24 protein-coding genes are annotated in these 26,597 nt (G+C 72.8%); 9 read left to right on the plus strand and 15 right to left on the minus strand.

The window, feature by feature from the left end; genetic code table 11:
- Positions 1 to 224 precede the first annotated feature (224 nt).
- The 4 genes from AC4H2H_RS03100 to glgA form a co-directional block, all read right to left on the minus strand.
- Entirely contained in the window at positions 225 to 959 is a 735-nt protein-coding gene (locus tag AC4H2H_RS03100; protein ID WP_494369356.1) for a hypothetical protein, read from the minus strand.
- A 129-nt stretch (positions 960 to 1,088) separates the two neighbouring features.
- Positions 1,089 to 1,661 carry a DUF6318 family protein gene (locus tag AC4H2H_RS03105; RefSeq protein ID WP_494369357.1) on the minus strand — a complete coding sequence of 191 codons (573 nt, stop codon included), beginning with the start codon at positions 1,659 to 1,661 and terminating at the stop codon, positions 1,089 to 1,091.
- 187 nt (positions 1,662 to 1,848) lie between these two features.
- The gene (locus tag AC4H2H_RS03110) at positions 1,849 to 2,343 is read right to left on the minus strand and encodes an SRPBCC domain-containing protein (protein WP_494369358.1); all 495 of its coding nucleotides are present in this window, start codon (positions 2,341 to 2,343) and stop codon (positions 1,849 to 1,851) included.
- A complete protein-coding gene (gene glgA / locus AC4H2H_RS03115; RefSeq protein ID WP_494369359.1) occupies positions 2,340 to 3,551 on the minus strand; it encodes a glycogen synthase in 1,212 nt (403 codons plus the stop codon). Before glgA ends, AC4H2H_RS03110 begins: the two co-directional genes overlap by 4 nt.
- Positions 3,552 to 3,627: 76 nt before the next feature.
- Here glgA and glgC point away from each other — a divergent pair, with 76 nt between their 5' ends.
- Both glgC and serB read left to right on the plus strand, forming a co-directional pair.
- A complete protein-coding gene (gene glgC / locus AC4H2H_RS03120; RefSeq protein ID WP_494369360.1) occupies positions 3,628 to 4,869 on the plus strand; it encodes a glucose-1-phosphate adenylyltransferase in 1,242 nt (413 codons plus the stop codon).
- A complete protein-coding gene (gene serB / locus AC4H2H_RS03125; protein WP_494369361.1) occupies positions 4,866 to 5,552 on the plus strand; it encodes a phosphoserine phosphatase SerB in 687 nt (228 codons plus the stop codon). The genes glgC and serB overlap by 4 nt, the downstream gene beginning before the upstream one ends.
- Positions 5,553 to 5,946: 394 nt before the next feature.
- Here serB and AC4H2H_RS03130 read toward each other — a convergent pair whose 3' ends face one another.
- Positions 5,947 to 6,417, minus strand: coding sequence for a cupin domain-containing protein (locus tag AC4H2H_RS03130; RefSeq protein WP_494369362.1), 471 nt, complete (start codon positions 6,415 to 6,417; stop codon positions 5,947 to 5,949).
- A gap of 87 nt (positions 6,418 to 6,504) precedes the next feature.
- Here AC4H2H_RS03130 and AC4H2H_RS03135 point away from each other — a divergent pair, with 87 nt between their 5' ends.
- A complete protein-coding gene (locus tag AC4H2H_RS03135) occupies positions 6,505 to 6,999 on the plus strand; it encodes a MarR family winged helix-turn-helix transcriptional regulator (protein ID WP_494369363.1) in 495 nt (164 codons plus the stop codon).
- 446 nt (positions 7,000 to 7,445) lie between these two features.
- Here the strand turns inward: AC4H2H_RS03135 and AC4H2H_RS03140 are convergent, their stop codons facing one another.
- The 3 genes from AC4H2H_RS03140 to fabG all read right to left on the minus strand — a co-directional run bounded on the left by AC4H2H_RS03140 (position 7,446) and on the right by fabG (position 9,604).
- Positions 7,446 to 7,997 (minus strand): SixA phosphatase family protein, encoded by a 552-nt coding sequence (locus tag AC4H2H_RS03140; RefSeq protein ID WP_494369364.1) that lies wholly within the window; start codon positions 7,995 to 7,997, stop codon positions 7,446 to 7,448.
- Positions 7,994 to 8,761 carry an enoyl-ACP reductase FabI gene (gene fabI, locus AC4H2H_RS03145; protein WP_494369365.1) on the minus strand — a complete coding sequence of 256 codons (768 nt, stop codon included), beginning with the start codon at positions 8,759 to 8,761 and terminating at the stop codon, positions 7,994 to 7,996. Before fabI ends, AC4H2H_RS03140 begins: the two co-directional genes overlap by 4 nt.
- Positions 8,762 to 8,878: 117 nt before the next feature.
- Complete coding sequence (gene fabG, locus AC4H2H_RS03150) at positions 8,879 to 9,604, minus strand: 3-oxoacyl-ACP reductase FabG (RefSeq protein ID WP_494369366.1); 726 nt, start codon at positions 9,602 to 9,604, stop codon at positions 8,879 to 8,881.
- Positions 9,605 to 9,811: 207 nt separating this feature from the next.
- Between fabG and AC4H2H_RS03155 the strand changes: the two genes are divergently transcribed.
- From AC4H2H_RS03155 to AC4H2H_RS03165, 3 genes are read left to right on the plus strand one after another with little or no spacing between them, the layout of a single operon-like run.
- A complete protein-coding gene (locus AC4H2H_RS03155) occupies positions 9,812 to 10,177 on the plus strand; it encodes a DUF3099 domain-containing protein (RefSeq protein ID WP_494369367.1) in 366 nt (121 codons plus the stop codon).
- The gene (locus AC4H2H_RS03160; RefSeq protein WP_494369368.1) at positions 10,174 to 10,422 is read left to right on the plus strand and encodes a hypothetical protein; all 249 of its coding nucleotides are present in this window, start codon (positions 10,174 to 10,176) and stop codon (positions 10,420 to 10,422) included. Before AC4H2H_RS03155 ends, AC4H2H_RS03160 begins: the two co-directional genes overlap by 4 nt.
- The gene (locus AC4H2H_RS03165) at positions 10,419 to 11,402 is read left to right on the plus strand and encodes an SURF1 family cytochrome oxidase biogenesis protein (protein ID WP_494369369.1); all 984 of its coding nucleotides are present in this window, start codon (positions 10,419 to 10,421) and stop codon (positions 11,400 to 11,402) included. Before AC4H2H_RS03160 ends, AC4H2H_RS03165 begins: the two co-directional genes overlap by 4 nt.
- Here the strand turns inward: AC4H2H_RS03165 and AC4H2H_RS03170 are convergent.
- Positions 11,375 to 12,973, minus strand: coding sequence for an ABC-F family ATP-binding cassette domain-containing protein (locus AC4H2H_RS03170; protein WP_494369370.1), 1,599 nt, complete (start codon positions 12,971 to 12,973; stop codon positions 11,375 to 11,377). The two genes, AC4H2H_RS03165 and AC4H2H_RS03170, sit on opposite strands and share 28 nt — an antisense overlap.
- A gap of 270 nt (positions 12,974 to 13,243) precedes the next feature.
- On the opposite strand from AC4H2H_RS03170, the gene ypfJ reads away from it, so the two are divergent.
- On the plus strand, positions 13,244 to 14,149 hold the full coding sequence (ypfJ, locus tag AC4H2H_RS03175) for a KPN_02809 family neutral zinc metallopeptidase (RefSeq protein WP_494369371.1): 906 nt from the start codon (positions 13,244 to 13,246) through the stop codon (positions 14,147 to 14,149).
- Between the two features lie 88 nt (positions 14,150 to 14,237).
- Here ypfJ and AC4H2H_RS03180 read toward each other — a convergent pair whose 3' ends face one another.
- Positions 14,238 to 15,374, minus strand: a complete 1,137-nt coding sequence (locus AC4H2H_RS03180; protein ID WP_494369372.1) for a GNAT family N-acetyltransferase — start codon at positions 15,372 to 15,374, stop codon at positions 14,238 to 14,240.
- A 182-nt stretch (positions 15,375 to 15,556) separates the two neighbouring features.
- On the opposite strand from AC4H2H_RS03180, the gene metH reads away from it, so the two are divergent.
- Positions 15,557 to 19,150, plus strand: a complete 3,594-nt coding sequence (gene metH, locus AC4H2H_RS03185) for a methionine synthase (RefSeq protein WP_494369373.1) — start codon at positions 15,557 to 15,559, stop codon at positions 19,148 to 19,150.
- A gap of 49 nt (positions 19,151 to 19,199) precedes the next feature.
- Here the strand turns inward: metH and AC4H2H_RS03190 are convergent, their stop codons facing one another.
- Complete coding sequence (locus AC4H2H_RS03190; protein ID WP_494369374.1) at positions 19,200 to 19,913, minus strand: hypothetical protein; 714 nt, start codon at positions 19,911 to 19,913, stop codon at positions 19,200 to 19,202.
- Between the two features lie 199 nt (positions 19,914 to 20,112).
- On the opposite strand from AC4H2H_RS03190, the gene AC4H2H_RS03195 reads away from it, so the two are divergent.
- Complete coding sequence (locus tag AC4H2H_RS03195) at positions 20,113 to 20,580, plus strand: hypothetical protein (RefSeq protein WP_494369375.1); 468 nt, start codon at positions 20,113 to 20,115, stop codon at positions 20,578 to 20,580.
- A 156-nt stretch (positions 20,581 to 20,736) separates the two neighbouring features.
- Here the strand turns inward: AC4H2H_RS03195 and AC4H2H_RS03200 are convergent, their stop codons facing one another.
- The 4 genes from AC4H2H_RS03200 to AC4H2H_RS03215 all read right to left on the minus strand — a co-directional run bounded on the left by AC4H2H_RS03200 (position 20,737) and on the right by AC4H2H_RS03215 (position 26,361).
- Positions 20,737 to 20,916 (minus strand): hypothetical protein, encoded by a 180-nt coding sequence (locus AC4H2H_RS03200; RefSeq protein ID WP_494369376.1) that lies wholly within the window; start codon positions 20,914 to 20,916, stop codon positions 20,737 to 20,739.
- A gap of 764 nt (positions 20,917 to 21,680) precedes the next feature.
- The gene (locus AC4H2H_RS03205) at positions 21,681 to 22,685 is read right to left on the minus strand and encodes an NAD-dependent epimerase/dehydratase family protein (protein ID WP_494369377.1); all 1,005 of its coding nucleotides are present in this window, start codon (positions 22,683 to 22,685) and stop codon (positions 21,681 to 21,683) included.
- Entirely contained in the window at positions 22,682 to 25,342 is a 2,661-nt protein-coding gene (locus AC4H2H_RS03210; protein ID WP_494369378.1) for an alpha/beta fold hydrolase, read from the minus strand. The genes AC4H2H_RS03205 and AC4H2H_RS03210 overlap by 4 nt, the downstream gene beginning before the upstream one ends.
- Complete coding sequence (locus AC4H2H_RS03215) at positions 25,339 to 26,361, minus strand: 3-oxoacyl-ACP synthase III (RefSeq protein ID WP_494369379.1); 1,023 nt, start codon at positions 26,359 to 26,361, stop codon at positions 25,339 to 25,341. Before AC4H2H_RS03215 ends, AC4H2H_RS03210 begins: the two co-directional genes overlap by 4 nt.
- Positions 26,362 to 26,597 lie beyond the last annotated feature (236 nt).

Raw genomic sequence — 26,597 nt, forward strand, 5'->3', positions numbered from 1 at the left:
CCGCGAGGTCGGGTTCGGGTGGTCGGGTTCGGGTGGTCGGGTTCGGGTGGTCGGGTTCGGGTGGTCGGGTCCGCGGTGGGGACGGCGTCGGTGCTCGGGCTGCCGCGCCGTCGCCCTGGTCTGTCGGGCGTGGGCTTGAGGAGCGCGGCCTTGACGCCCTTCGCATCCGACGCCGCCCCCACCGCTCGGCCGTCGTCTCGCCGAGGTAGAACCGTGGTCGCGGGTCAGTCGTCGAGGTTGTCGGTGACGAGGCGGGAGCGGGCTTCGTAGACCTGGAGCGGGTCGGCGGCGGTCGTGGTAGTGGCGGTGCCGGTGACGTCGGTCCAGGTCGGGGTGCCGGTGATGCGGAACTGGCCCGTCCACGTGGTGGTGAGGCTGATGTTGACGGCGTCGGCGGGCTGGTCGTAGGTGTGCGCGACGGTCTCGTGCGGGTAGGGCGCGCCGGGGTCGGTGGTGACGAGCGGGTCGGTGCCGTCGCCGTAGTCCCACGTGTAGGTGTCCGGTGTGGCGCGGATCTGGACCGGGATGCCGAGCAGCGTGGTGTCCAGGACCTGCTCACCGGGCTGGGTGTAGGTGATGGTCGGGACGTTGACCAGCGTCCACCCGTCCGGTGGCTGCACCACGATCGGCGACGGCGCGATGGTGAGCTGACGGAACGCCGCCTCGGCCTCGGCGGCGAGGTCCGCGGTGCCGACGCACGACCCGTCGTTGACGTACTCCCACGCCGAGACCGCGGTGCGGGTGCCGTCAGGGTTGTTGACCCACGTTTGGCGGAACAGCGGGTCCATCGCGAACTCGCCCTCGGCGCACACCAGACCCAGGTCGGCCGGGCTCTGCCCCTCCGGGCACACCGGCACGAGGCCGGGATAGGTCGTCGGCTGGTCGCCGTTGAAACACCGGTACCCCGGAGCCCGCCGGAACGCCTCCGACGCCGGGCCCCCGTCTGCAGAGGCGGGCACGTACTCCGCGCCACCGTGCGGAGCGTCTTCGCCGTAGCGCACGGCGACCTGATCGTCGTCAGCGATTGCGTCCCAGCCGCCGGAGGTCGGGAGAAGTGCAAGGCCAAGAAGGACTGCGAGCACCTGCGGTCACGCTCCCTGGACGGAGACGGCGAGAACTCGCCAACCGTTGCCGTCGTGCAGGAGCGAAAGCTCCATGACACCTTCGAAGCCGTCGATTTCCTCGACCGGCTCCCCGGAAGCGTTGATGACCTGTGCGCTCTGCATCGAAGCGTCGACATCGATCGGATACGCATTCACCAAGGTGTCGAGCGGCCAGACCTTGGCGAGCGAGGCGGTGACCTCACCCCCGACGAACTCGTGGCCATCTGCCGAGATCTCGGCCGCCTGCGCCCCTACCGATGTGCAGAAGCCGCACTTTTCCGCCCACGTCATCGCATCCCACTCGGCGGTGTCACCTGTCGCCATCACGTATGGGTAGAGCTTGAGGAAGTACTCCGCCGCCGCCGCGGCTCCGTCGCCGTCCGTACGATCCATCGCAGCCGGACGCTCGGGCTTCACCGGACCGGTCTCCGTCGGCTCCGGTTGGGGCGTCTCGGTCGGCGCCGGCGACACCGGCTCCTCGACCGACGGTGACGGGTCGGGATCGGCGTCGCCGGTGCAGCCGGCGACCACCAGCCCCACGGCGACGACGACACCCACGGCGAGCGACCGCCGTCGGGCACGGGCACGGGACAGCACACGGACGGGACGACTCACGAGACCCCCTGCAGGTCGAGACAACCCAGCGCCGCCGCGGCGGCGCTGCGCGAACTGCCCCAAAACCTAGCGAACGGCAGGTCACGACGGAACCTCTCGTCCCGATCTGTGGACAACCGTCGGTGATCGTTCAGCCGGCCGCCGTCCGAGACACGAACGCGTCGAGCTGCGCGAGCGACGACGCCAGGCCCGTCGCGTGGTCCTGCGGCGAGATGCCTGGGGGCACGTCGGTCGCGCGCACGGTGACGCGCGTGCCGGCGTCGTCGTCCCCGACGACCCACGTCATGGTCATGGTGCCCGCGAACGTCGGGTCGTCCGACTCGAAGACCACCTGCTGCACGACGCGCTCGTCCGGCACGAGGCCCGTGATCGCGACGTCGACGACGTCGGTCCCCTCCCTCGACTTCCCCGGATCGGCCGACGGGTCGTCGTACGCGAGCACCATCCGGTAGCCGCCGCCCGGCCTGAGGTCGAACCGCTCGAACCGGCCGGTCATGCCCTCGGGCGGAAGCCAGGTCGCGAGCGCCTCGGCCTCCACGAGCGCCCGGTACACGACGCGCCGGTCCACGGCGACGACGCGCGTCGCCTCGTCGACCCGGCCCGTCCCGGCACGCCCGGCCGTCACGACTCCCCCAGGACCGTCCGGTAGACCTCGAGCGTGCGCTCGCCGATCGCGTCCCACGCGAAGTGGTCCTCGACGCGCTGCCGCGCCGCGCGACCCATCTCGGCGGCCCGGGCGGGGTCGCTCACGACGCGCGTCAGCGCGTCCGCGAGGTCGGCGACGAACCGGTCGGGGTCGAGCGGGGTGCCCGTGCCGTCGTCGGCCTGGTCGATCGGCACGAGCAGGCCCGTGACGCCGTCGTCGACGACCTCGGGGATGCCGCCCGTTGCCGTGCCGACCACGGGGAGCCCGACCGCCATGGCCTCGAGATTGACGATGCCCAGCGGCTCGTACACGGACGGGCACACGAACACGGTCGACGCCGCGAGCACCGCGACGAGCTCGGCGCGCGGGAGCATCTGCTCGATCCAGACGACGCCGCCGCGCTCGGCCTGCAGCTCCGCGACGGCGCCGCTCACCTCCGCGGCGATCTCGGGCGTGTCCGGGGCGCCGGCGCACAGGACGAGCTGGACGTCCTCGGGCAACGAGCGGGCGGCGCGCAGGAGGTACGGCAGACCCTTCTGACGTGTGATCCGCCCGACGAAGACCACCGCGGGGCGGTCGGGGTCGATCCCGAGGTCGCGCACGACGGAGTCCGCGCCGCCGCGCCGGGTCTCGGACTCGGGGCGGCGCCACCCGTCGAGGTCGATGCCGTTGTGCACGACGTGCACCTTGGCGGGGTCGACCTGCGGGTAGACGCGCAGGATGTCGTCGCGCATGCCGCCCGAGACGGCGACTATCCCCGCCGCGCCCTCGTACGCCGTGCGCTCGGCCCAGGACGACAGCGCGTACCCGCCGCCGAGCTGCTCGGCCTTCCACGGGCGCAGCGGCTCGAGCGAGTGCGCGGAGAGGACGTGCGGCACGCCGTGGAGGAGACCGGCGAGGTGCCCGCCGAGGTTCGCGTACCAGGTGTGGGAGTGGACGAGGTCGGCCCCGGCCACGTCGTCGGCCATCTGGAGGTCGACGCCGAACGTCCCCAGCGCGGCGTTCGCGCCTGCGAGCATGCTCGGCACGGAGTACCCCGTCACCCCGTCCTCGCCCCGCGGGCCGTCGAAGCAGCGCACGCGCACGTCGACATGGCGGCGCAGGACGGCGGACAGCTCGGCCACGTGCACGCCGGCGCCGCCGTACACGTGCGGCGGGTACTCACGGGTCAGCAGGTCGACTCTCACGCGCCACACGGTAGCCGAACCGCCCAGGATGCGGGTCGTGCTGCGTGGTCGTGCCCGCAGGGACTACGGTCTGGGCATGGCCGCCGCACCACGAGTCCTCGCCATCGTCCTCGCCGGGGGTGAGGGCAAGCGCCTCATGCCGCTCACCGCCTCGCGAGCCAAGCCCGCCGTGCCGTTCGGGGGCATCTACCGCCTCGTGGACTTCGCGTTGTCCAACCTCGTGAACTCGCACTACCTGCACATCATCGTGCTCACGCAGTACAAGTCCCACAGCCTCGACCGGCACATCACGAAGACGTGGCGGATGTCGGCCCTGCTGGGCAACTACGTGGCCCCGGTCCCGGCGCAGCAGCGCGTCGGCAAGCACTGGTACCTCGGCAGCGCGGACGCGATCTACCAGTGCCTCAACATCATCGACGACGAGCGTCCTGACATCGTCGTCGTCGTGGGCGCCGACCACGTCTACCGCATGGACTTCTCGCAGATGGTCGACGCGCACGTCGAGTCCGGCGCGCAGCTCACCGTCGCGGGGATCCGGCAGCCGATCTCCATGGCCGACCAGTTCGGCGTCATCGAGACCGACCCGAAGGACCCGACGAAGATCGCGGCGTTCCGCGAGAAGCCGAAGGACCCGGTCGGCCTCGCGGACTCGCCCGACGAGATCCTCGCGTCCATGGGCAACTACGTCATCGACACCGACGCCCTCATCGAGGCCGTGACGTCGGACGCCGCGAACGCCGACTCCCGCCACGACATGGGCGGCGACATCGTGCCCGCGTTCGTCGAGAAGGGCACGGCGGGCGTCTACGACTTCATCCGCAACGACGTCCCCGGCTCGACCGACCGGGACCGCGACTACTGGCGCGACGTCGGGACGATCGACTCGTACTACGACGCCAACAAGGACCTCATCTCCGTCACGCCGGTGTTCAACCTGTACAACGAGGAGTGGCCGCTGCACACGGGTTACGTCGGGCTGCCGCCCGCCAAGTTCGTGCACGCCGGCCGCGGCCGGCTCGGGCACGCGGCGGACTCGATCGTCTCTCCCGGCGTCATCATCTCGGGCGCGACGGCTGTCGGCTCCGTCCTCTCCCCCGGCACCTACCTGCACTCCTGGGCGTCGGTGTCGGACTCGGTGCTCATGGACGGGGTCCAGGTGAACCGGCACGCGCAGATCCACCGCGCGATCATCGACAAGAACGTCATCGTGGGCGAGCAGGCGCGCATCGGGCTCGACCCCGAGCAGGACCGTGCGCGCGGCTTCACCGTGACCGAGTCGGGCATCACGGTCGTGCCGAAGGGCACGGTCGTCGAGTGACCGCGGTACCCGTGCCCCCGGACCGCCCGGTCCGGCTCCTCGTCATGGACGTCGACTCCACGCTCATCGAGCAGGAGGTCATCGAGCTCCTCGCCGACCACGCCGGTACCCGCGAGGAGGTGACCGAGGTGACCGAGCGCGCGATGCGCGGCGAGATCGACTTCGGCGCCTCGCTGCGCGAGCGCGTCGCGACGCTCGAAGGCGTCCCCGTCACGGCGTTCGACGACGTCCGGGCCCGCGCCACCTTCACGCCGGGCGTGCGCGAGCTCGTCGCCGAGGCGCGCCGGCGTGGGTGGGAGGTCGGGCTCGTCTCGGGCGGGTTCCAGGAGATCGTCGCGCCGCTCGCTGCGGAGCTCGGGATAACCCGGTTCCGCGCGAACCGTCTCGAGGTGGCCGACGGCCGCCTCACCGGTCGCACGACGGGGCCGGTCGTGGACCGGGCGGCGAAGGAGACCGCCCTGCGCGAGTTCGCGACCGAGCTCGGCCTGCCGATGAGCGCGACGATCGCGGTGGGCGACGGCGCGAACGACCTCGACATGATCGGCGCCGCGGGCATCGGGGTCGCGTTCGCCGCGAAGCCCGTCGTGCGGGCCCAGGCGCCCTACGGCGTCGACGGCCCGCGCATCGACGCGGTGCTCGACGTCGTCGACCGCGCCGACGCCGCAGGCCGTACGGCGAGCTAGCGCGTGTCTCCCCAGCTGGGTGACCGCGCGAGGTCTGCCGAGGGTGACGAGCTCGCTCAGGACTGTCGGGACGGCCTCCGTGCCGAGGTGGCCACCTTCATCACGCTGCGCGCCGACCGTATCGTCGAGTTGACCGAGGTGTGGGCCGCCGCCGAGGCGCTCCCGCCCGCCGGGACACGGCCCGGCTGAGAGATCGCGGACCACCTCGACGTCATCGCCCGATCCCCCGGACGCCGCCCGTGCGCTCTCGCGGCTCGGCGCCGTCGCGGCCGGGGCGAACAGGTGGCTGAAGCCGACGTAGCCGATCCCGAGCGCGAGCAGGACGGTCAGCGTGGATGCCAGGTGCTTGCGGGCATGGGGCACTCCTTCTTGTGGTGACGGTTGTCGTCGGGACTCAGCGCCCGGCCGGGCGGGAGATCGCGCCGAGCACGCGCACCACGGCGCGCGTGAGGGCCGATGCCGGTCGCATCACGTCGCGATACTCGTTCAGGACGCCGGCGAGACCCACGAGCCCGGCCCGCCCGTCGCGGTGCAGCCGGTCCATGGCGGTGAAGAACGGCTCGACACGCGGCGCGGGCGTGCTGAGCCAGCGCACCGTTGCGGGCTCCTCGCCGGGGTTCCACATGTGATGCACGGTGCCGCGCGGGACGTCGAACGAGGCACCGGCGGTGAAGTCCTGCTCCCGGTCGGCGAGACCGACGCGGAGCGTACCGGCGAGGACGGTGAAGGACTCGTCGTGGTGCGGGTGCACGTGCTTCGGCGGGCGCGAGCCGTGAGGCTCGTACGTCGCCTCCACCTGGAAGCGGTCCGCGGTGCTCTCCTGCACCACGAGAGTCTCCGAGCCGTTGAGCGTCAGCGTGGCCATAATGACTCCTTCTCAAGTAACTTGAATGCGAGTTGCTTGTGAGCAAGTTAGCGCACGAGTAACTCGTGCGCAAGGTAAGGTGTCGCCGTGGATGACAACGACCGCATCGACGCGCTCGTCCAGCAGTGGGCCGACGAGCGTCCGGACCTCGACCTGGACACGATGGCGCTGCTCGCCCGGCTGGGCCGGGCCGCGGAGCTCGTCGACGCGCGCACGCAGGCACTGGCCGCCGACTACGGCGTGAACCGTGGCGACGGCGACGTGCTGTTCGCGCTGCGCAGGTCCGGTGCGCCCTACCGGCTCTCGCCCACCGGCCTGGCGCGCGCGCTGCTCATGACCACCGGCACCATGACCGGCCGGCTGGACCGACTGGAGAAGCGCGGCCTGATCGTGCGCGTCCCGAGCACGCAGGACCGTCGCAGCCTCGACGTCGAGCTGACCGCCGAGGGCAAGCGCCTGGTGGACGAGGCCGTCACCCGTCACGGCGCCGGTCAGCGGGAGATCGTCTCAGCGCTCTCCGCGACGGACCGCGCCGACCTCGACCGCGTGACCCGACGGCTGATCACGCACCTGGGCTCCTGACCGGCCGTCGACGGCACGTCATCGCCTGCGCTCCCGCGTCGTGGGTCGAGCCGGCGCTCGCCGGATCGCCTCCGGCGGGTACGGCGTCGCCCGGCTCTCCCGCTGGAACCGACGGCAGAAGTCCCCCATCACCGCAGCCACGGGCGCGTAGCGGAGGATGGCCGCCGCGACCGCCGCGGGTCGGCGAAGAGAAGCCGCCGCCCGTCGCGAGCGCTCACCATCGCTTGCTGCGGTTGAAGAACCGCTCGACCGTGGTGCGGCCTCGGTAGGTGACGGAGTCACGAGCACTGCGGGCGGTCGCCCGTCCCGTCGACCGGCGGCGTGGATCTTCGTCGACAACCCGCCCGAGAGCGACCCGACGCGTGGTCAGCCGGTTCGCGCCGTTCCGGATCCTCGTGATGGCGCGACGAAGGAGACACGCCCCAGCCCGCCGCCGCACCTCCGCCTCAGGACGGGCGGCCCACGTAGGTCAGCAGGGCGCCTCGCGCGTCCCAGGCGTCCCACGGCGTCGACGACTCCAGGACGCTGTACGTCGCGGTCGGCACGCCGACGCGCACCTGGGCGAGCGCTCCGCCGTCGGACGCCGGGTCGGCGAGGTGGGACGCCGTCGCCGCCATCGTGGGCTCGTGCCCGATGACGAGGAGCGTGCGGACGCGCGAGTCCGTCGCGCGAACGAGGTCCAGCACGTCGCTGACGTCGGCGGCGTAGAGCTCGTCGCTCACCACGACGTCGGTCTCGACGTCGCCCAGGTGCACGGACAGCAGCTCCCACGTCTGGCGCGTGCGCAGCGCCGCCGAGCACAGGACGCGCTCCGGGACGAGACCGGAGTCGACCAGTGCCGCACCGACGCGCCCTGCCTGCCGCCGGCCGTTGAGGGCGAGCGGTCGCAGGACGTCGTCGACGTTCCCGGCGGGTTCGGCCTTGGCGTGACGCAGGAGGACGAGCCGGCGCGCTCCGCCGTCCGCGACCTCGTCGCCCGCCGGAACCACCCGGCTCACTGCCCCATGGCGTGCACGCCGCCGTCGACGTGCACGATCTCACCGGTCGTCGCGGGGAACCAGTCCGACAGGAGCGCGACGACGGCACGCGCCGCGGGCTCCGCCGTCGTCTGGTCCCACCCGAGGGGCGCCCGCTGGGGCCAGCCGTCCTCCATCTGCTCGAAGCCGGGGATCGACTTGGCCGCCGTCGTGCGGATCGGGCCGGCCGAGACGAGGTTCGCCCGGATGCCGTCGGGGCCGAGGTCGCGCGCGAGGTAGCGGTTCGCGGACTCGAGGCCCGCCTTCGCGACGCCCATCCAGTCGTAGACCGGCCAGGCGAACTGCGCGTCGAACGTCAGGCCGACGACGGCGCCCCCGTTCGTCATGAGCGGCTTGGCCGCCACGGCGAGCGACTTGTACGAGAACGTCGACACCTGCAGCGCGGTCGCCACGTCCTCCCACGTGCCGGAGAGGAAGTTGCCGCCCATGACGCTCTGCGGCGCGAACCCGATCGAGTGGACGACGCCGTCGAGCGTGTCCACGTGCTCGCGCACCGCGTCCGCGAGGCCGGCGAGGTCGTCGTCGTTCGTGACGTCGAGCTGCACGACGGGAGCCTCGGCCGGCAGACGCTTCGCGAACGCCTGCGTGAGCTTCATCTGGCGGCCGAACGACGAGAGCACGACCTCGGCTCCCTCCTCCTGGGCGAGCCGCGCCGCGTGGAACGCGATCGAGGAGTCGGTGAGGACCCCCGTCACCAGGAGCTTCTTGCCGTCGAGCAGACCCATCGGTTTCCTTCCGTCGTCGCGCCCGCCGTGCGGGCACGCTGAGAGCGTACTGAAAGAGAGGGCGCGCGGTCGCGCCGATGACCCGGGCGGACGCCGCCGTGGTCGTGAACCTGCCGGTCAGTGCCCCATGCCGAGGCCGCCGTCGACCGGGATCACGGCCCCGGAGACGTACGCGGCGGCGTCGGACGCGAGGAACGCCACGACGCCGGCGACCTCGTCCGGCTGCGCGAAGCGGCCCGCGGGGATCGCGGCCTTGTACGCGGCCTGGCGCTCCTCGGGGAGCTCCGCGGTCATCGCGGTGTCGATGAACCCGGGGGCGACGACGTTCGCCGTGATGTTGCGCGTCCCGAGCTCGCGCGTGATGGAGCGCGCCATGCCGACGAGAGCCGCCTTGGACGACGCGTAGTTGACCTGCCCCGCGCCGCCGTAGAGGCCGATCACGGACGAGACGAGCACGATGCGGCCGCGACGCAGGCGGACCATGCCCTTCGTCACGCGGCGCACGCAGCGGAACGTGCCCGTGAGGTTGACGTCGATCACGGACTCGAAGTCCTCGTCGCTCATGCGCAGCAGGAGCCCGTCGCGCGTCACGCCGGCGTTCGCGACGAGCACCTCGACGGGGCCGAGCTCGTTCTCGATCTCGGTGAACGCGGCGTCGACGGCCGCGGTGTCGGTGATGTCCGCCACGGCCCCGAACACGCCGTCGGGCAGGTCGCCGCCGCGGTACACCGTCGCGACACGGTCGCCGTCCGCCACGAACCGCTCGGCGATGGCCCGGCCGATCCCCCGGTTCGCGCCGGTGACGACGACGGTGCGGGGGGCGGGTGCGGTGGCTTCGGACACGGTGCGGCTCCTCGGAACGGTCGGGCTGGCGGGCGGGACGACCGGGGACGCTGGTCCCGCACGGTCCGTGCCCGGGTGGGCCCGTCGAAGGGCCCGGCGCACACGCGCCGCACCGACCGTACCGCGGGCACGACCCGCCGTGCGCGCGTGCAGCGTCACAGAGCACCGGGCGTGTTTGTGGGGTCCCCACAAACGTAGACTGGCAGGGTGAGCACACGACGCACGGCCCGGACGCCGGCTGAGGCGGTCCCGAGCATCACGTCGGCCCGGGAACCGTTGGCCGCGGACCAGGCGCGTCGCGAGCGCCGGTACCTCATCCAGATGGGCATCCGCATCGTGTGCTTCGTGGCGGCGATCCTCGTGGCGCCGAGCTGGTTGACCTGGGTCTTCGCCGCCGCGGCGATCGTCCTGCCGTACAGCGCGGTGCTGGTCGCCAACGCGGGCCGCGACCAGGCCCACTACGACACGTCGCCCATGGAGCACCGCGCCCTGCCCTCGGCCGGGACGCCGGGCAGCCACGGGATCGCCGGGGGCGACGACACACCACGCGACGGCCGGGAGGACGCACGATGACCGACGTCCTGGGCATCGCCGACCCGATCGGCGAGGAGGAGCTCGTGTGCAGCGCGAAGGGCTGCCGCGAGCCGGCGGCCTGGGGTCTGCTGTGGAACAACCCCAAGATCCACACCCCCGAGCGGCGCAAGGTGTGGCTCGCGTGCGACGCGCACCGTGAGCACCTCGAGACGTTCCTCGGCGCGAGGTCGTTCTGGCGCACCACCGTGCCCGTGGACGACCTCGAGCGCCGGGCCGAGCCGTGACGGCGTCCCCTCCCCCGAGCCCGACGACGCAACGCGTCACCGCGGACGCGCACCAGCCGCGCACCCCGCGGCAGTGGGTGACGCTCGCCGTCGGCGTCGTCGTGCTCGTCGCACTGTGCCTCGTCGCGGGCCGCTGGCAGTGGAACCGCTACGTCTCGCGCGACGCCGACATCCAGCAGATCGAGGCGAACTACACGTCCGCCCCGGTGCCGGTCGCCGAGCTGCTCGACGGCCCCGGCACCGTCCTCGACCCCGACGACGTGTGGCAGCCCGTGACCCTCGAGGGGCGCTACGAGCCCGACGCGACCGTGCTGCTGCGCAACCGACCCGTGGGCGGGAGCCCCGGATTCCACGTGCTGGTGCCCTTCGTCACCGAGCCGACGACCAGCGCTCCCGACGGGCTCGTCGTCGTGGTCGACCGCGGCTTCGTGCCGCTCGGCACCGACGCCGTCACCCCGGGCGACGTGCCGGCACCGCCGGACGGCACGGTCGAGGCGACCGTGACGCTGCGGGGTGACGAGCCGCCGTCGGGCAGGGCCGCCCCCGAGGGCCAGGTGCAGGCGATCTCCACCGACCAGGTGCTGGCCGCCGGTCCCGACGGCACGGCATGGGCCGACGGACGGACGGTCGGCGCGTACGGCCAGCTCCGGACGGAGGACCCCGCCCCGGCGCAGCCGCTGGAGACCCTCCCGAAGCCCGACACGGACCCCGGCTCGCACCTGTCGTACGCGTTCCAGTGGTGCGTGTTCGCGATCGGCGCCGTCGCGGGCTTCTGGCTGCTCGTACGCCGCGACCGGCGCGACGCGCGCGGCGAGGAGTCGACCCTCACGGCAGGCGACCTGCTCGCCGCGCACGACCCGGAGTCCGCGCGCCCCCGGCGCGAGCCGCGCACCCGCCGTCCGACCGCGGAGGACGAGGAGGACGCGCTCATCGACGCCCAGCTCGACGAGCGTCAGGCGAGCGAGACCAGCTCCGCGTAGTCGTCGTTCCACAGGTCCTCGTCGCCGTCCGGCAGCAGCAGGACGCGCTCGGGCTCCAGGGCCTCGACCGCGCCGTCGTCGTGGGTGACCATGACGACCGCGCCCTCGTACGTCTTGAGCGCCCCGAGGATCTCGGCGCGCGACGCAGGGTCGAGGTTGTTCGTCGGCTCGTCGAGGAGCAGCACGTTCGCGGCCGAGACGACGAGCGTCGCGAGGGCGAGGCGGGTCTTCTCCCCGCCGGACAGCACGTTCGTCGGCTTGTCCGCGTCGTCGCCCGAGAACAGGAACGACCCGAGCGTCGAGCGGACCTCGGTGTCCGAGAGGTCGGGCGCGGCGTGGCGCAAGTTCTCGACGACGGTCGCGTCCATGTCGAGCGTGTCGTGCTCCTGGGCGTAGTAGCCGATCTTCAGGCCGTGCCCCGGGTGCACCTCGCCCGTGTCCGGCTTCTCGACGCCGCCGAGGATCCGCAGGAGCGTCGTCTTGCCCGCGCCGTTCAGGCCGAGCACGACGACGCGGCTCCCGCGGTCGATCGCGAGGTCGACGCCCGCGAACACCTCCTGCGACCCGTACGCCTTCGACAGGCCGCTCGCGGTGAGGGGCGTCCGGCCGCACGGGGCCGGCTTGGGGAACCGCAGCTTCGCGACCTTGTCGCTCTGCCGCTCGCCCTCGATACCGGCCAGCAGCTTCTCGGCGCGCCGCATCATGTTCTGCGCCGCGACGGCCTTGCTCGCCTTGGCGCGCATCTTCTCGCCCTGGGCCTGCAGCACCCCGGCCTTCTTCTCGGCGTTCTGCCGCTCACGACGACGGCGCCGCTCGTCCGACTCCCGCTGGGCGAGGTACGCGTCCCAGCCGAGGTTGTACTGGTCGAGCTCGCCGCGGTTCGCGTCCAGGTGGAAGACCTTGTTGACCGTCGCTCGCAGCAGCTCGACGTCGTGGGAGATCACGACGAACCCGCCGTTGTACGACTTGAGGTAGTCGCGCAGCCAGATGATCGAGTCCGCGTCGAGGTGGTTCGTCGGCTCGTCGAGCAGGAGCGTCTCCACGCCGGAGAAGAGAATGCGCGCGAGCTCGATGCGGCGGCGCTGGCCGCCGGACAGCGTGCTCAGCGGCTGGCCGAGCACGCGGTCGTCGAGGCCGAGGTTGCTCGTGATGCGGTGGGCCTCGCTCTCGGCCGCGTACCCGCCGGCGGCGAGGAAGCGCGACTCGAGCTTCGGGTAGCGCTCCATGGCCGCCTCGTGCGTCTCGACGTCTGCGCTCGCCATCGCGCCCTCGGTCTCGCGCATCTGGCGCACGATCTTGTCGAGGTTGCGTGCCGAGAGGACGCGGTCCAACGCGATGACGTCGAGGTCACCCGTGCGCGGGTCCTGCGGGAGGTAACCGATGTCGTTGCCGCGCGTGATCTTCCCCGCCGTCGGCTGGGTCTCGCCCGCGAGCGTCTTGGTCAGGGTCGTCTTGCCGGCGCCGTTGCGCCCGACGAGGCCGATCCGGTCGCCGGACGCGATCTGGAACGTGGCCTCGTGCAGCAGGACGCGGGCGCCGACGCGCAGCTCGACGCCGTGGGCGGTGATCACGGGAGGGTCCTCTCGGGTGGTGCGGGTGCCCGACGGCGGTGCCCGCCCGGCCGGTCGGCCGGTGGCTCGTCGTGGGGCCGGGGTGGCGAACGCCCCGGCTCGCGGGTCTCGTCGACCTGTCGGGCCTCGTCGATTCTACGGGCGCCCGGTGCCACGTCCCACCGATTCCACCGACGGAGCAGGTGACGCCTGTCGCGTACGCCGACGGCGCCGACCGGCCGGTGCCCGTGCCCGGGCGCCTCGTAGGCGGCCCGGCGGTAGCGTTGACCTGTGACTTTCCAGGAGGGTGGCTCGTTCGAGGGCGGCCGAGTCCGCAAGGGCGGCGGCCGCGGCCGAGGTCCGTTGATCGCCGGCGGCGGCATCGGTGCGGTGCTCGTCGCGCTCGCCGTGGCGTTCCTCAGCGGCCAGACCGGCATCGACCTCAGCGGGCTCACCGGCGGCGGCGCGTCGGACTCCGGTGCGTACGGCGAGGGCCAGCAGGAGTACATCGACACCTGCACCGCCCAGGAGGCGAACACCACGCGCGAGTGCCGGCTCAACGGCACCGTCCAGTCGCTCGACGCGTACTGGGCCGAGGCGCTCCCCCAGCAGGCGGGCGTCGAGTACGCGCTCCCGGAGGTCGTGAGCTTCACCGGGCAGGTGTCGACGGGCTGCGGTGCGGCGACCAGCGCCGTCGGGCCGTTCTACTGCCCGCCCGACCAGACGGTGTACATCGACCTCGACTTCTACGACGACCTGACGTCCCGCTTCGGCGCGAACGACGGTGGTCTCGCGGAGATGTACGTCGTGGCGCACGAGTTCGGGCACCACATCGAGCAGGTCGTCGGGGCGATGGACGCCGCGGACCGTCAGGGCACCGGCCCCGAGTCCGACTCCGTCCGCATCGAGCTCATGGCGGACTGCCTCGCCGGCATGTGGGCCGGGCACGCGGCGACCACGGTCGACCCGGACACGGGCGTGACGTTCCTTCGGGAGATCACCGACCAGGAGCTCGCCGACGCACTCTCGGCAGCGTCCGCCGTCGGCGACGACCGCATCCAGGAGTCCGCCACGGGCCAGGTCAACCCCGAGGCGTGGACCCACGGCTCGAGCGAGCAGCGCCAGCGCTGGTTCACCACGGGCTACAACGGCGGCACCATCCAGGACTGCAACGCACTGTCGGCATCGTCCCTCTGATCCCCCGCACCGAGATCGACCCGAACGGCACCAGATCGACCCTTCGAAGGTCGATCTCGAACGCTGAGGTCGATCTCGCGGGAGCGCGTCAGAGCTCGATCGAGTACATGCGCGAGCCGGTGACCTTCTCATAGCCGAGGCTCGCGTAGAGGCCGTGCGCGCCGGAGGGGTTCTCGGTGTCGACGTCGAGCGACGCGTACTGCATGCCGTCCGCCGCCATCGCGCGCATGGCCGCCGCGAGCGCCGCGACGGCGACCTTGCGGCCGCGGAACGCGCGACGCACCCCGAGGGTCTCGGTGTAGCCGAACGTGTAGCCGCGGACGGCGAAGTCCGCGTCGTAGCGACCCGCCATCTCGTAGCCGACGACGAGCGGCCGACCCGCGCGCAGCGCGGCGGCGGTGTCCGGGTCGGTCGAGCCGTCGGCGAGGAGCGCGTCCACGTCCGGGGCGTCGTCGACCACGAGGAAGGACCACTGGGGCGCGAACTCGCTGCGCCCGTGCGTCCACGTCTCCGCGGTCTGGGGCTGGCTCCCCCAGTGGTCCCGGAACGCGTCGTTGTGCGCGAGGCGCGCGGCCTCGTCGAGCTCCGGGGACCACGGCACGACGCGCAGCGACCCGTCGAGCGGGACGTCGGGCACGGGAGCGGCGAGGTCGCGGCGCAGGTCGGAGTAGAAGCGGCGCGGGGTGAACCCGTGACGCTCGTAGAGGCGCTGCTTCGACGGCGGGTCGGTGTCCTCCCCGTACAGCGAGATGCGCGCCGGGATCTCCTTGCCGCTCGCGGCCAGGAGCTGACGGGCGCGCGCGACCTCCCACGCGAGCAGCTCGCGACCGATCCCGCGGCCGCGGTGCGTCGGGTGCACGCCTCCCCACAGGAACGTGCGCACGGTCGTGACGTCGCCGGGCGCGGTGTCGACGAGCGCGTACGCGCGCAGGGTGCCGTTGGCGTCGGCCCCGACGAGCGAGTCAATCGCGGCGTCGCGCCACGAGGCGGTGAACAGCTCCTCGACCTCGCCGAGCGACTCGCGGTACGGCTCGGCGTCGGCCTCGGCGATCGCGTTCTTGAGCGCGAGCAGGGCCGGCGCGTCGGACGGCTCGGCGGGGCGCCAGGCGAGGTCGCCCGCCGCGACGGCCGGCAGGTCCGACGGCGCGGCGGCCCGCACGGCGATCGGCGCGAGCGTCGGGGTGGCCGCGTTCTCGACCTGGTCGGCCGTCGAGGGAGAGGACATGCCGACCACGGTAGGTGCGCGCGCGCCGTCGGGCACGTGCTTTTCGCCGTGCCGGAGCTGCCGAGAAGTGAGAACTCGCCCCGGAATCGGGCGAATCCGGGGCACATTCTCACTTCTCAGCGATCGCCGGAGAGGTGAGACGGCCGCCCGTGCCGAACCACCCGACGTCTAGGCTCCCCTCTATGCCCACCGCCGTTCCTCAGGACCTCGCCGACGCCCGTTCCCGCGCCCTCGCCGACGCGCTGCGCACGCGCGTCGTCGTCGCGGACGGCGCGATGGGGACGATGATCCAGGATCAGGACCCGAGCCTGGACGACTACCAGGGGCTCGAGGGCTGCAACGAGATCCTCAACGTCTCGCGCCCCGACATCATCGCCGCCGTTCACGACGCGTACCTCGAGGTGGGGGTCGACGCGATCGAGACGAACACCTTCGGCGCGAACTGGTCGAACCTGTCGGACTACGACATCGACGACCGGATCCGCGAGCTGGCCGCCGCGGGTGCTCGGATCGCGCGCGAGCGCGCCGACGCGTTCGCCACCGATGAGCAGCCCCGCTGGGTGCTCGGCTCGATGGGTCCGGGCACGAAGCTGCCGAGCCTCGGGCACACGACCTACGCGCACCTGCGCGACACGTTCGCCGAACAGGCCGCGGGCCTGCTGGAAGGCGGGGTCGACGCGATCCTCGTCGAGACGAGCCAGGACCTGCTGCAGACGAAGGCCGCGGTGACGGGGTCCCGCAACGCGATGCGCGAGGTGGGGCGCTCGGTCCCGGTGATCGCCCAGGTGACGGTGGAGACGACGGGCACCATGCTCATGGGCTCGGAGATCGGGGCGGCGCTCACGACGCTGCAGGCACTGAAGGTCGACGCGATCGGCCTCAACTGCGCGACCGGTCCGGCCGAGATGAGCGAGCACCTGCGCCACCTGTCGCGGCACGCGGAGATCCCCGTGACGTGCATGCCCAACGCCGGGCTGCCCGTGCTCGGCCCGAACGGCGCGACGTACCCGCTGTCGCCCGAAGAGCTCGCGGCCGCGCACACGCAGTTCGTCGGTGAGTTCGGGCTGGGGCTCGTGGGCGGGTGCTGCGGCACGACGCCGGAGCACCTGCGCCGCGTCGTCGAGGCGGTCCGCGCGCGCCCGGTCGTCGAGCGGCACCCGGTCCGGGAGAACGGCGTCGCGAGCTTGTACTCCCACACGGACCTCCACCAGGACGCGTCGTTCCTCGCGATCGGCGAGCGCACGAACGCGAACGGCTCCAAGGCGTTCCGCGAGGCGATGCTCGCGGAGAACTGGGACGAGTGCGTCGAGATCGCGCGCGCCCAGACCCGCGACGGCGCGCACCTGCTCGACGTGTGCATCGACTACGTGGGACGCGACGGCGTCGCGGACGTCCGCGAGGTCGTCTCGCGCCTCGCGAGCGCGTCGACGCTGCCGCTCGTCATCGACTCGACCGAGCCCGAGGTCGTCGCGGCCGGGCTCGAGCTCGTGGGCGGGCGCGCCGTCGTGAACTCGGTGAACTTCGAGGACGGCGACGGTCCGACGTCGCGGTTCGCCCGGGTCATGCCGCACGTCGTCGAGCACGGGGCGGCCGTCGTCGCGCTGACGATCGACGAGGAGGGCCAGGCGCGCACCGCGGCGGGCAAGGTGGAGATCGCGACCCGGCTCGTGGAGACGCTGACCCGCGACTGGGGCATGCGCGTCGACGACATCATCGTCGACGCCCTGACGTTCCCCATCGCCACCGGCCAGGAGGAGACGCGGCGCGACGCGATCGAGACGATCGAGGCGATACGCGAGATCACGCGCCGCTACCCCGGCATCCACACGACGCTCGGGGTGTCGAACGTGTCGTTCGGGCTCAACCCCGCGGCGCGCACGGTGCTCAACTCGGTGTTCCTCCACGAGGCGGTCGAGGCCGGGCTGGACTCCGCGATCGTGCACGCGGCGAAGATCCTGCCGCTCGCGCAGATCCCCGACGAGCAGCGCGAGGCCGCGCTCGACCTCGTCTGGGACCGGCGTGTGTACGACGACGAGGGGAACCTCGTGCACGACCCCCTCGCCCGCCTGCTCGACCTGTTCGAGGGCGTGGACTCGGCGGCGCTGAAGGACGCCCGTGCCGCCGAGATGGCCGCGCTGCCGGTCGGCGAGCGCCTCGAGCGTCGCATCGTCGACGGCGCGCGCAAGGGCCTCGAGGACGACCTCGACACCGCGATGGCGTCCGGCCTGAAGCCGCTCGAGATCGTCAACGACCACCTGCTCGAGGGCATGAAGGTCGTCGGCGACCTGTTCGGGCGCGGCGAGATGCAGCTCCCGTTCGTGCTCCAGTCCGCGGAGGCCATGAAGACGGCGGTCGCGTACCTCGAGCCGCACATGGAGAAGGTCGAGGGCGAGTCGGGGTCGAAGGGCACGATCGTGCTCGCGACCGTGCGCGGCGACGTGCACGACATCGGCAAGAACCTCGTCGACATCATCCTCACGAACAACGGCTACACGGTCGTCAACATCGGCATCAAACAGACCATCTCCGCGATGATCGAGGCGGCCGAGCAGCACGACGCCGACGTCATCGGGATGTCGGGGCTCCTCGTGAAGTCGACGGTCGTCATGAAGGAGAACCTCGCGGAGCTCGCCTCGCGCGGGCTGGCCGAGCGCTGGCCCGTGCTGCTCGGGGGCGCGGCGCTCACGCGCACGTACGTCGAGGACGACCTCGCGGGCCAGTTCCCGGGCGTCGTGCGGTACGCGCGCGACGCGTTCGAAGGACTGCGGCTCATGGAGCCGCTCGTGCGCATCGCGCGCGGCGAGTCGCCCGACGCCGTCGGGCTGCCCGCGCTGAAGAAGCGCCGGCACGCCGTGGTCACCGTGACCGAGACCCCGGTCGAGGACCTGCCGGCGCGGTCCGACGTCGCTGCCGACAACCCCGTGCCCGATCCCCCGTTCTGGGGCACGCGCCTCGTGAAGGGCGTGCGTCTCGCCGACTACGCGGCGTTCCTCGACGAGCGCGCGACGTTCATGGGCCAGTGGGGGCTCAAGCCGGGGCGCGGTGACTCTGGTGCCTCGTACGAGGAGCTCGTCGAGACCGAGGGCCGACCGCGGCTCAACGAGTGGCTCGACCGGATCCGCACCGAGGGCATGGTCGACCCGTCGGTCGTCTACGGGTACTTCCCGGTGTGGTCGGAGGGCGACGACCTGGTCGTCGCGCACCACGGTGCGGGGCTCGCGGGGATCGGGGCCCCCGACGGCGGGTCGGGCGGCGAGCCCGGGACCGAGCGGCTGCGCTTCACCTTCCCGCGCCAGCGTCGCGACCGGCACCTGTGCCTCGCAGACTTCGTCAAGCCGCGGTCGTGGGTCGAGGAGACCGGCCGGTACGACGTGCTGCCCGTCCAGCTCGTGACGATGGGTGCGAGCGTCGACCAGCACACCGCGAAGCTCTTCGCCGGGAACCACTACCGCGAGTACATGGAGCTCCACGGCCTGTCGGTGCAGCTCACCGAGGCGCTGGCCGAGATGTGGCACTCCCGCGTGCGTGCCGAGCTCGGGTTCGCCGACGAGGACCCGAACGAGGTCGAGGGCATGTTCAAGCTCGAGTACCGCGGGGCGCGCTTCTCGCTCGGCTACCCCGCGTGCCCGGACATGGAGGACCGCACGAAGGTCGTCGAGCTCCTCCGGCCTGAACGTGTCGGCGTCGAGCTCTCCGCGGAGCTCCAGCTCCACCCGGAGCAGTCGACCGACGCGTTCGTGTTCCACCACCCCGAGGCGAAGTACTTCAGCGTCTGACGTGCGCCCGGGTGGGGCTGGGGAGCGCGACCGCGAGCGCGTGCTCGCGTCAGGCCCACTTCCAAGTACTGACGACCTGATCGATGAGCTCGTCGCCGTTGTCGTACGGCGTGACGATCGCGATCACGAAGAACTGGACCGCATCCGCGCCCGGTGTGTACGGCTCGGGCGCGAAGGCGGTGATGAAGGCCTTCGTCTGCGTCTCCTCGAAGGTTCCTTCGACACGAGTGATGTTCGCCGGAACACCGTCGAGGGTGGTCGGCTCGTGCAGGCTGAGGACCTTTCCGTTCTCCGCGAAGTACGAGTCCGCGATGGCGTCAACAACTCCGTCGAGGTCGGTCCCGACCCCCCACGCGTCGGACGTCGAGGCGCGCACAGGTTCGACCTTCACTCGACCGTAGATCGCGCCGACTCCCGTCGGCACCACCGTGCCGTCCATGACCTCGCCCCAGAGCTCGAGGGCGCCCAGACACAGGTTCTCGTCGTCGTACGAGATGTTGTTCACGAACGCCTGCGGGCCCTCGTAGGACCAGCACGGTGTCTCGATCCGCTGGCCCGAGACGATCGAGAAGTCGTCCTCCGAGGGAACTGTGGGGGTCGCGGGCGCGCCCTCGCTCTGTGACGTGTTCGCGCCTCCCGATTCGTCATCGGTCGCGATGTCGAGGGGAAACGTGCAGCCGCTCAGCGCGGCGAGCATACAGACGAGGGCGAAGCCCGCGATCCCGTGGCCGAGGGGCGTCCTCCAACCGGGCGCCGCAGGCACGTCGGAACTATGCGGCGCAACAGCGGTCGTGGTCGTGCGCTCGTGCAGTTTGAACAAGATGATCCTCCTGGCCGTGTGTTCTGGCTCGAACACTAGACGGCACGAGGGCGGGATCACTGGTTGTCCACAGGCCAGGAACCGCGCGCCGTCCGACCCGACAGACTGTGTCCCGTGTGATCGACCGATCCGAGGAGGAGCAGTGCGCGGACCGCTCCTGGGGGCGACGCCCGACGATGCACGAGACGAAGCGCTCAGGCTGCTGGCAGATCTCACCGACCACCAGCTCGAGGCGCGGTGGAACCTCGGCCCGACGACGGGGGCGGTGCTCCGTGCGGTTGCGGCAGACCCGGGACGGGTGCGCTGCGCGACCGGATACGTGGGCGTCGACGAGGAGCACCCTGCGACCTCGACGGTGTACGTCCGGCCCCTGCGCCCGTTCCGCATCTCGGCGGGGCCGAGCCAGTTCGCGCCGTGGGCCACGGACGACGACTACGTCCACCCGGACTGGTGCGAGTGCACGGGCCTCCTCCGCTACGTGAGGGACGAGCTGGGACTTGACCACGACGGCGCACCGAACGAGATCCACCCGGAACCACTGGACTCGCGCGGCCCGTACGCGACCCCCGAGGAAGCGCCTGCACGATGGCTCCGACTCTGGTGGGACTAGCGAGGAAGGCGGCAACGACTCCTCACGGTGATCGTTCGCCGGACGTGTACCCGCGGAGCCGGGCTGCCAGGACGTCGAAGTACGGCAGCCCCCTCCACTGGTCGCGGTCGCCGACGACGTAGTGCCGGTGCTTGGCCCGAGAGACCGCGACGTTCATCAGGTTGGGGCGCGACGCGGCCCAGGATCGAGCACCCTGGGTGCCCCGCCCAGGACGAGGACGACCACGGACGCTTCCTTGCCCTGGGAGACGTGGACGGTGCCGCACGTGATCCAGTTCCCCCCGGCCTCGCCGCGCACGTCGACCAAGAGGCTCTCGCGCACGGGACGGTCGAGCACGGACGCATCGGACTCCGTGACACCTTGCGTGAGAACTCCGAGCCGGACCGGCTGCGCGGGTGCGCCGTGGCGCATGAGAGCCGTCGTAGACGGCGTCGTTGACGACGGAGAACATGGGCTCGGCACACCGGCGGTGCACCCGCAGCGGCGATCCGACCCACAGCGCCTCGTCGTCGCGACGAAGGTGGGTGCCGAGCGGGGTGACGCGGTCCGGGAGGGTCTGGACGGACTGCTGTCCCGGCAACCACGTGCCGCTGATGCGGTGGTGGTCGCGCATCCTCGCCTGGGTCGTGTGCAGCGCGGCGGTGACGACGGGTTCGAGCTGGAGCGGGTCGCCGACGGCGACGACGCTCTTCGACTGACATGTAGATCCACGCTCGTCGAAGAACGAGCAGGTCAGCGTGATGAGCGGTCGAGCTCCGCCGCAATGAGTGCCGACGCGACTTCAAGACCGCGTTCGCCCGCTGCAGCTCAGGGTTCTTCTTCTCCAGCTCGGCGATCCGCTCTCGCTGTCCGTCGACGGTCCCGGGCCGGTGGCCGGCAACGATCTGGACCTGGCGGACCCCGCCGCGCAGCGTCTCGGCGTTTCACCCCGAGGGGGTCACCTCTCCGGCGCCCCCAGCTGCGACCGGGGATCGTCCTCGAGCGCGTTCAGGACTATCCGGGTCGAGCGATCGCGCAGCTCGTCAGGTTACTTGCGCGGTGCGGGCATGATGACAGGGAAGTCCCCTCCGTGGCTTCACTGCCTCCATCACAGACCGGCGTCAGGCCGCCGTGCCGCCGTAGTGCGCGGCCAGACGCCGCAGCCCCTCGTCGACGCTCACGGTGGGGCGCCAGCGCAGGTCGCGGCGCGTCGTCCGCTGGTCGAACCAGTGCGCGGTCGACAGCTGCTCGGCCAGGAAGCGCGTCATCGGCGGCTCGTCGGCGCCCGGGCGCACACGCCAGACGGCCTCAACCAGGCTGCCCGCGGCCCGCGCGACGCCGGCCGGCACGCGCCACCGCGGTGGCTCGACACCGCCCGCCCGGCAGATACCCGTGAGCAGGTCGGCGACGGTACGCGGCTCGCCGTTGGTCAGCACGTACGCACGACCGTGCACGTCGTGGGCGCGGTCGAGCGCGGCGAGGATGCCGTCCGCGGCGTTGTCCACGTAGAGCGTGTCGATGAGCGCCGCGCCGTGCCCCAGCAGGGGCAGGCGCCCGCCCGCCGCCCGCTCGAGCACCCGCTCGACGAGCTGGGTGTCGCCCGGCCCCCACACGACGTGCGGGCGCACGGCGACGACGCTCGGTCCGGTCTCTCCCGACCCGTCTCGCAGCCGACGGCGGTCGCGGCCGAGGGCGAGCAGCTCGCCCGCCGCTTTGGTGCGCGCATACTCGCCGCGTGCGTGCCGGGGGTCGGCCGGCGTGGTGCCCGCCCCGACCAGGGACGAGCCCAGGTGGGCCACCGACGGCGAGGACACCTGCACGAACCGCTCGACCCCGGCGCGCTCGGCCGCGTCGAGGAGCGCACGGGTGCCCTCGACGTTCACGGCGTGGAACTCCGCGGGCTCGCCCGCGAGCGACACCTTGGCCGCGAGGTGCACGACCGCGTCCACGCCGCCGACGGCGCGCGCGACGGCCGCCGGGTCGGTCACGGACCCCTGGACGTCCTCCACGCCCGGCACGCCCGAGGAGCGGCGCTGGAGGGTGCGGACCTCGTCGCCGCGTGCCACGAGCGCACGGGCGACGGCGCCTCCGAGCAGCCCCGACGCCCCGGTCACGAGCACGGTCACGGTCGCCCCACCCGCCCGCCGGCGAGGACGCGGTCCGCCCAGGCGGCGAGGCGCGCCCGGTCGATCTTGGAGTTGTGCCGCACGTCGGTGGGCATGCGCGGCACGACGAGCACGGCCGCGAGCGCCACGGGCGACGCGGCGCGCACGGCGGCGGTCAGCGCCTCGGGTGCCAGCCCGGTGCGCCGTGCGCCGGGCGCGGTCTCGACCACCGCGACCGCCTGCTCCAGGCCGGCAGGCCCGACGCCGACGACGGCGGACCGCCGCACCTGCGCCACCCGCTCGACGTGCTGCTCCGGCCCCACGGGAGCCAGCGGGCCGTCGGCCGTGCGGAGCACGTGCCCGAGCCGCCCCCCGATCCACAGGCGGCCCTGCGCGTCGAGGTGCCCGACGTCGCCGGTGCGGTGCCAGCGCCCTGGCGGGGTGTCGCGCTCGGCGGCCAGGTCGGTGAGCCACAGCCGGTCGTAGCGCTCCTTGAGGTGCCCGGCCCGCACGATGACCTCGCCGAGCACGCCGGGCGCCGCCGACGGCGCGCCGGTCGCGGCGCCGTCGTCGTCGAGCGCGCTGACGAGCACCTCCGCCCCGGGCACGGGGCGGCCCACGCACACGCCCGCGTCGGGGGCTGCGGCGGCGTCGCGGATGCCGTCGAGCGTGACATCCGTGACCAGGAGGCACTCCGTCATCCCGTACGGGGTGTGGGCCGTGGCCGCGGGCATGAGCTCGGCGGCCGAGCCCAGAAGCTCGGCCGAGATCGGCGCGCCCGTGGAGAGGAACGTGCGCACGCGCACGAGGGCGGCGCGGTCGGCGGCGTCGAGCGCGTCGGCGGTCGCGACCACGTTGAGGATCGCGGCGGGCGAGAGGAACACGATGCGCGCGTCCGACGCACGCACGGCGTCGGCGACGGCCCGGGCGGTGAGCGTGCGCGGCGAGGAGACGTCCATGCGCGGCGTCACCGACCGGGTGCCGAGCGCGGGCCCCAGCAGCGCGAACGGGGCGAAGCCCGTGACCAGCCCGGTGTCGGGGCCGACGTCGAAGTGCTCGGCGAGCGTGTCCCGCAGCGCGGAGAGGCGGGCGTGCGAGTACACGACGCCCTTGGCGGGGCCCGTGGACCCGGACGTGAACAGCACGGCGGCCTCGTCGTCGGGGCCGGGCTCGGACGGCAGCGCGACGCCCTCCCCGGCGCGCGCGACGTCGACCAGCTCGTGCGCCACGCCCAGCGCCCGCCGGACCGCGGGCGCGAGCGGGTCGGCCGAGATCCGCACGCCGGGCCAGCCGAGCGCGCGCGCCGCGGCCAGGCCCTTGGTCTGCGCGACGACGAACCGCGGCCACGCCCCGCGTTGAGCGCGGGTGAGCCCGCGGACCCCCAGCCCGGCGTCGGCGACCACCACGACGGCCCCGATCCGCAAGCACGCGTAGACCAGCGCGGTCAGCGTGGGCCCCGGTTCCACCAGCAGCGACACCCGGTCGCCCCGGCGCACCCCGATCGCGTGCAGCCCCGCGGCGACCCGTCGCACCTGCCGGTCCAGCGCCCGCCAGCTCACGGCCCGTGCAGACCCGTCGGCACCGGTCGCCGCCATGTCCAGCACCGCGGGCGCGTCGTCCCCCGCCCGCGCGTCCAGCCCTGCCCACAGCGGCACGAACGGCGCCGCGGCACCCCCGTCAGCACCGGTCGCCCCGGCACCGACCCGGGACCGCACCTCTTCCCCGAGCCATCCGAGAACGGCAGGTGCCCAGTCCGCATCCTCGGCGACGAGATGGCCGGCCTCCGCGAACCGGTGCACGTGCGCGTGCGGCAGCCGGCGCACGAGGTCGTCGAGGTAGCGGTCGGAGAACACCGGGTCGTGCGGTCCCCACAGCAGCACGGCGGGCACGCGGAGCCGCGCGACGCCGGCGGCGATGCGGTCGAGCTCGGGCGCGCTGGGGTGCGCGGCGCCCACGGGGATGTCGGCGACGAAGCCCTCGATCCCGTCGCGGTCGTGCGCGGTGCGGTAGGGCAGCCGGTAGGCGTCCGCGACGTCGGCGGGCAGGCGCGGGCGTGCCAGGGCGAGCGTCGTGTCGAGGAAGGCGGGCGTCGTGCGGGTGCCGAGCCGGTGCACGGGGCCGGCGAGCGCGAGGCGCAGGGGTGCGGGCAGCGCGGCGCCGTCGGGCTGATGCACGGCCGTGTTGAGCAGCGCGACGCCGGCAAGGAGGTCGGGGTGGTCGACGGCCCAGCCGAGGGAGACGACGCCGCCCCAGTCGTGGCCGAGGGTGACGACGGGCCCGGCGAGACCGAGGGCGGCGGTGAAGGCGCCCAGGTCGGCGACGCGGCGGGCGAGCGGGCGGTGCTCGCCGGTGCGGGCGGAGAACCCCATCTCGAGCTGGTCGACGGCGACGACGCGCCACGCTGCACCGCCGCCCCGGACGGCGGCGACGGAGTCGGTCACGAGCCGCCGCCACAGGTAGGACCACGTGGGGTTTCCGTGCACGGCGAGCACGGTGCCGACGGGCGCGGCACCGCGCCGCTCGAGCTCGGGGCCCGTGTCGAGGTAGTGCCAGGTCGTGCCCCGGGCGTCACGCAGCACGTGGCTGTACCGCGGGTCCAGGCCGGGCAGCCCTTGCGGGACGGTGCCGGCGGGGCGCAGGAGGGGGACGGTCGCTGGCGTGAGGGCAGGCCCGCTCACCAGGCCAGCTCCAGCATCGCCGTGTTGATGCCCGAGCCCACGCCCATGAGCAGCACGCGGTCGCCCGCGCTGAGCGCGACCTGCTCCTCGACGAGCGTGATCGGCACGGAAGCCGGCCCCACGTTGCCGAACCGCTCGTAGGTGGTGGGCACGCGGGAGCGGTCCAGGCCCACCGCCTCGACGATCGCGTCGGTGTGCACGCGTGAGACCTGGTGCGTGATGTACCGGTCCATGGAGGACCAGTCCCAGTCGGCGACGGCGTCCTTCCACGCGTCCACGACGAGCTCGAGGCCGCCCTCGAGCAGCGCCTTGGCATCGGTGAACATGCCCTCGGTGCTGCCGACGCACAGATCGTGGAACCGGGTGGCGGCGCGGGTGACGCCGCCGAGCACGCGGTGGGCGCGCGGGTGCTCGTCCGCGCGGCCCAGCACGGCGGCGGCCGAACCGGAGCCGAGCGTGAGCGAGGCGAACTCCTGCATGAAGTCGTCGCGGTCGCGGTCCTCGCGCAGCAGCCGCTCGATCGTGCGGTCGTGGATGACGTCGGCATCCTCGCCGTCCACGACGACCGCGTAGCGAATCTGGCCGGACTCGATCATGCCCGCGGCGAGGCTCATGCCGTTGATGAAACCGAGGCACGCGTTGGCGACGTCGAAGTTCGTGGCGGACGACGGCAGGTCGAGCCCGTGGTGCAGCCGCACCGCGACGGACGGCTCGAGGTGCGTGCGCGTGACCGACGTGTTGATCAGGAGCCCGACGTCGCTCGGATCCACCCCGGCGGCGCGCAGCGCCTCCTGCCCCGCGGCAACCGTCGCGGCGTCGACGTCCTCCTGGCCGGTCCAGGCGCGCCGCTCGCGCACGCCCGCCACGCGTTGCAGCAGCGTGGACGGCAGGCGTAGCCGCCGCAGCGCGGGAGCGAGACGCTCCTGCACCTCGGCAGACGTCCGCACGCCGGCGGGAAGCCGGCTGGTGACGGACAGCAGCGCGACGTTGGTGAACCTGGCGGTGGCGTTTCCTGACACACGAGCTCCAGACGGCCGGACGCACGAACGTCCGGCACAGCGACGAGACGACCCGGGGGCGCGTGGCCGCCCGTGCGGCCGCACGACCGCGCCGGGCAGGCGCGACGGCTGGTGCCGCCCGCTCCCGCGTCCTCGAGCGTAGGACGCTCGGCGGATGCCCGCCGTTCCAACCGGAGATGTGGGATGCGCCACGTCGACGGTCAGGCCGCGCGGCTGCCCCTGCTCGATGACTTCCG

It is taken from the genome of Cellulosimicrobium sp. BMG9.22, assembly GCF_059159975.1.

What these genes read in the sequence shown, in the direction of transcription:
- AC4H2H_RS03180 (WP_494369372.1), bottom strand. Translation starts at nt 15,374, where the DNA reads ATGTCCTCTCCCTCGACGGCCGACCAGGTCGAGAACGCGGCCACCCCG.
- AC4H2H_RS03160 (WP_494369368.1), top strand. Translation starts at nt 10,174, where the DNA reads ATGACCGACGTCCTGGGCATCGCCGACCCGATCGGCGAGGAGGAGCTC.
- glgC (WP_494369360.1), top strand. Translation starts at nt 3,628, where the DNA reads ATGGCCGCCGCACCACGAGTCCTCGCCATCGTCCTCGCCGGGGGTGAG.
- fabI (WP_494369365.1), bottom strand. Translation starts at nt 8,761, where the DNA reads ATGGGTCTGCTCGACGGCAAGAAGCTCCTGGTGACGGGGGTCCTCACC.
- metH (WP_494369373.1), top strand. Translation starts at nt 15,557, where the DNA reads ATGCCCACCGCCGTTCCTCAGGACCTCGCCGACGCCCGTTCCCGCGCC.
- AC4H2H_RS03130 (WP_494369362.1), bottom strand. Translation starts at nt 6,417, where the DNA reads ATGGCCACGCTGACGCTCAACGGCTCGGAGACTCTCGTGGTGCAGGAG.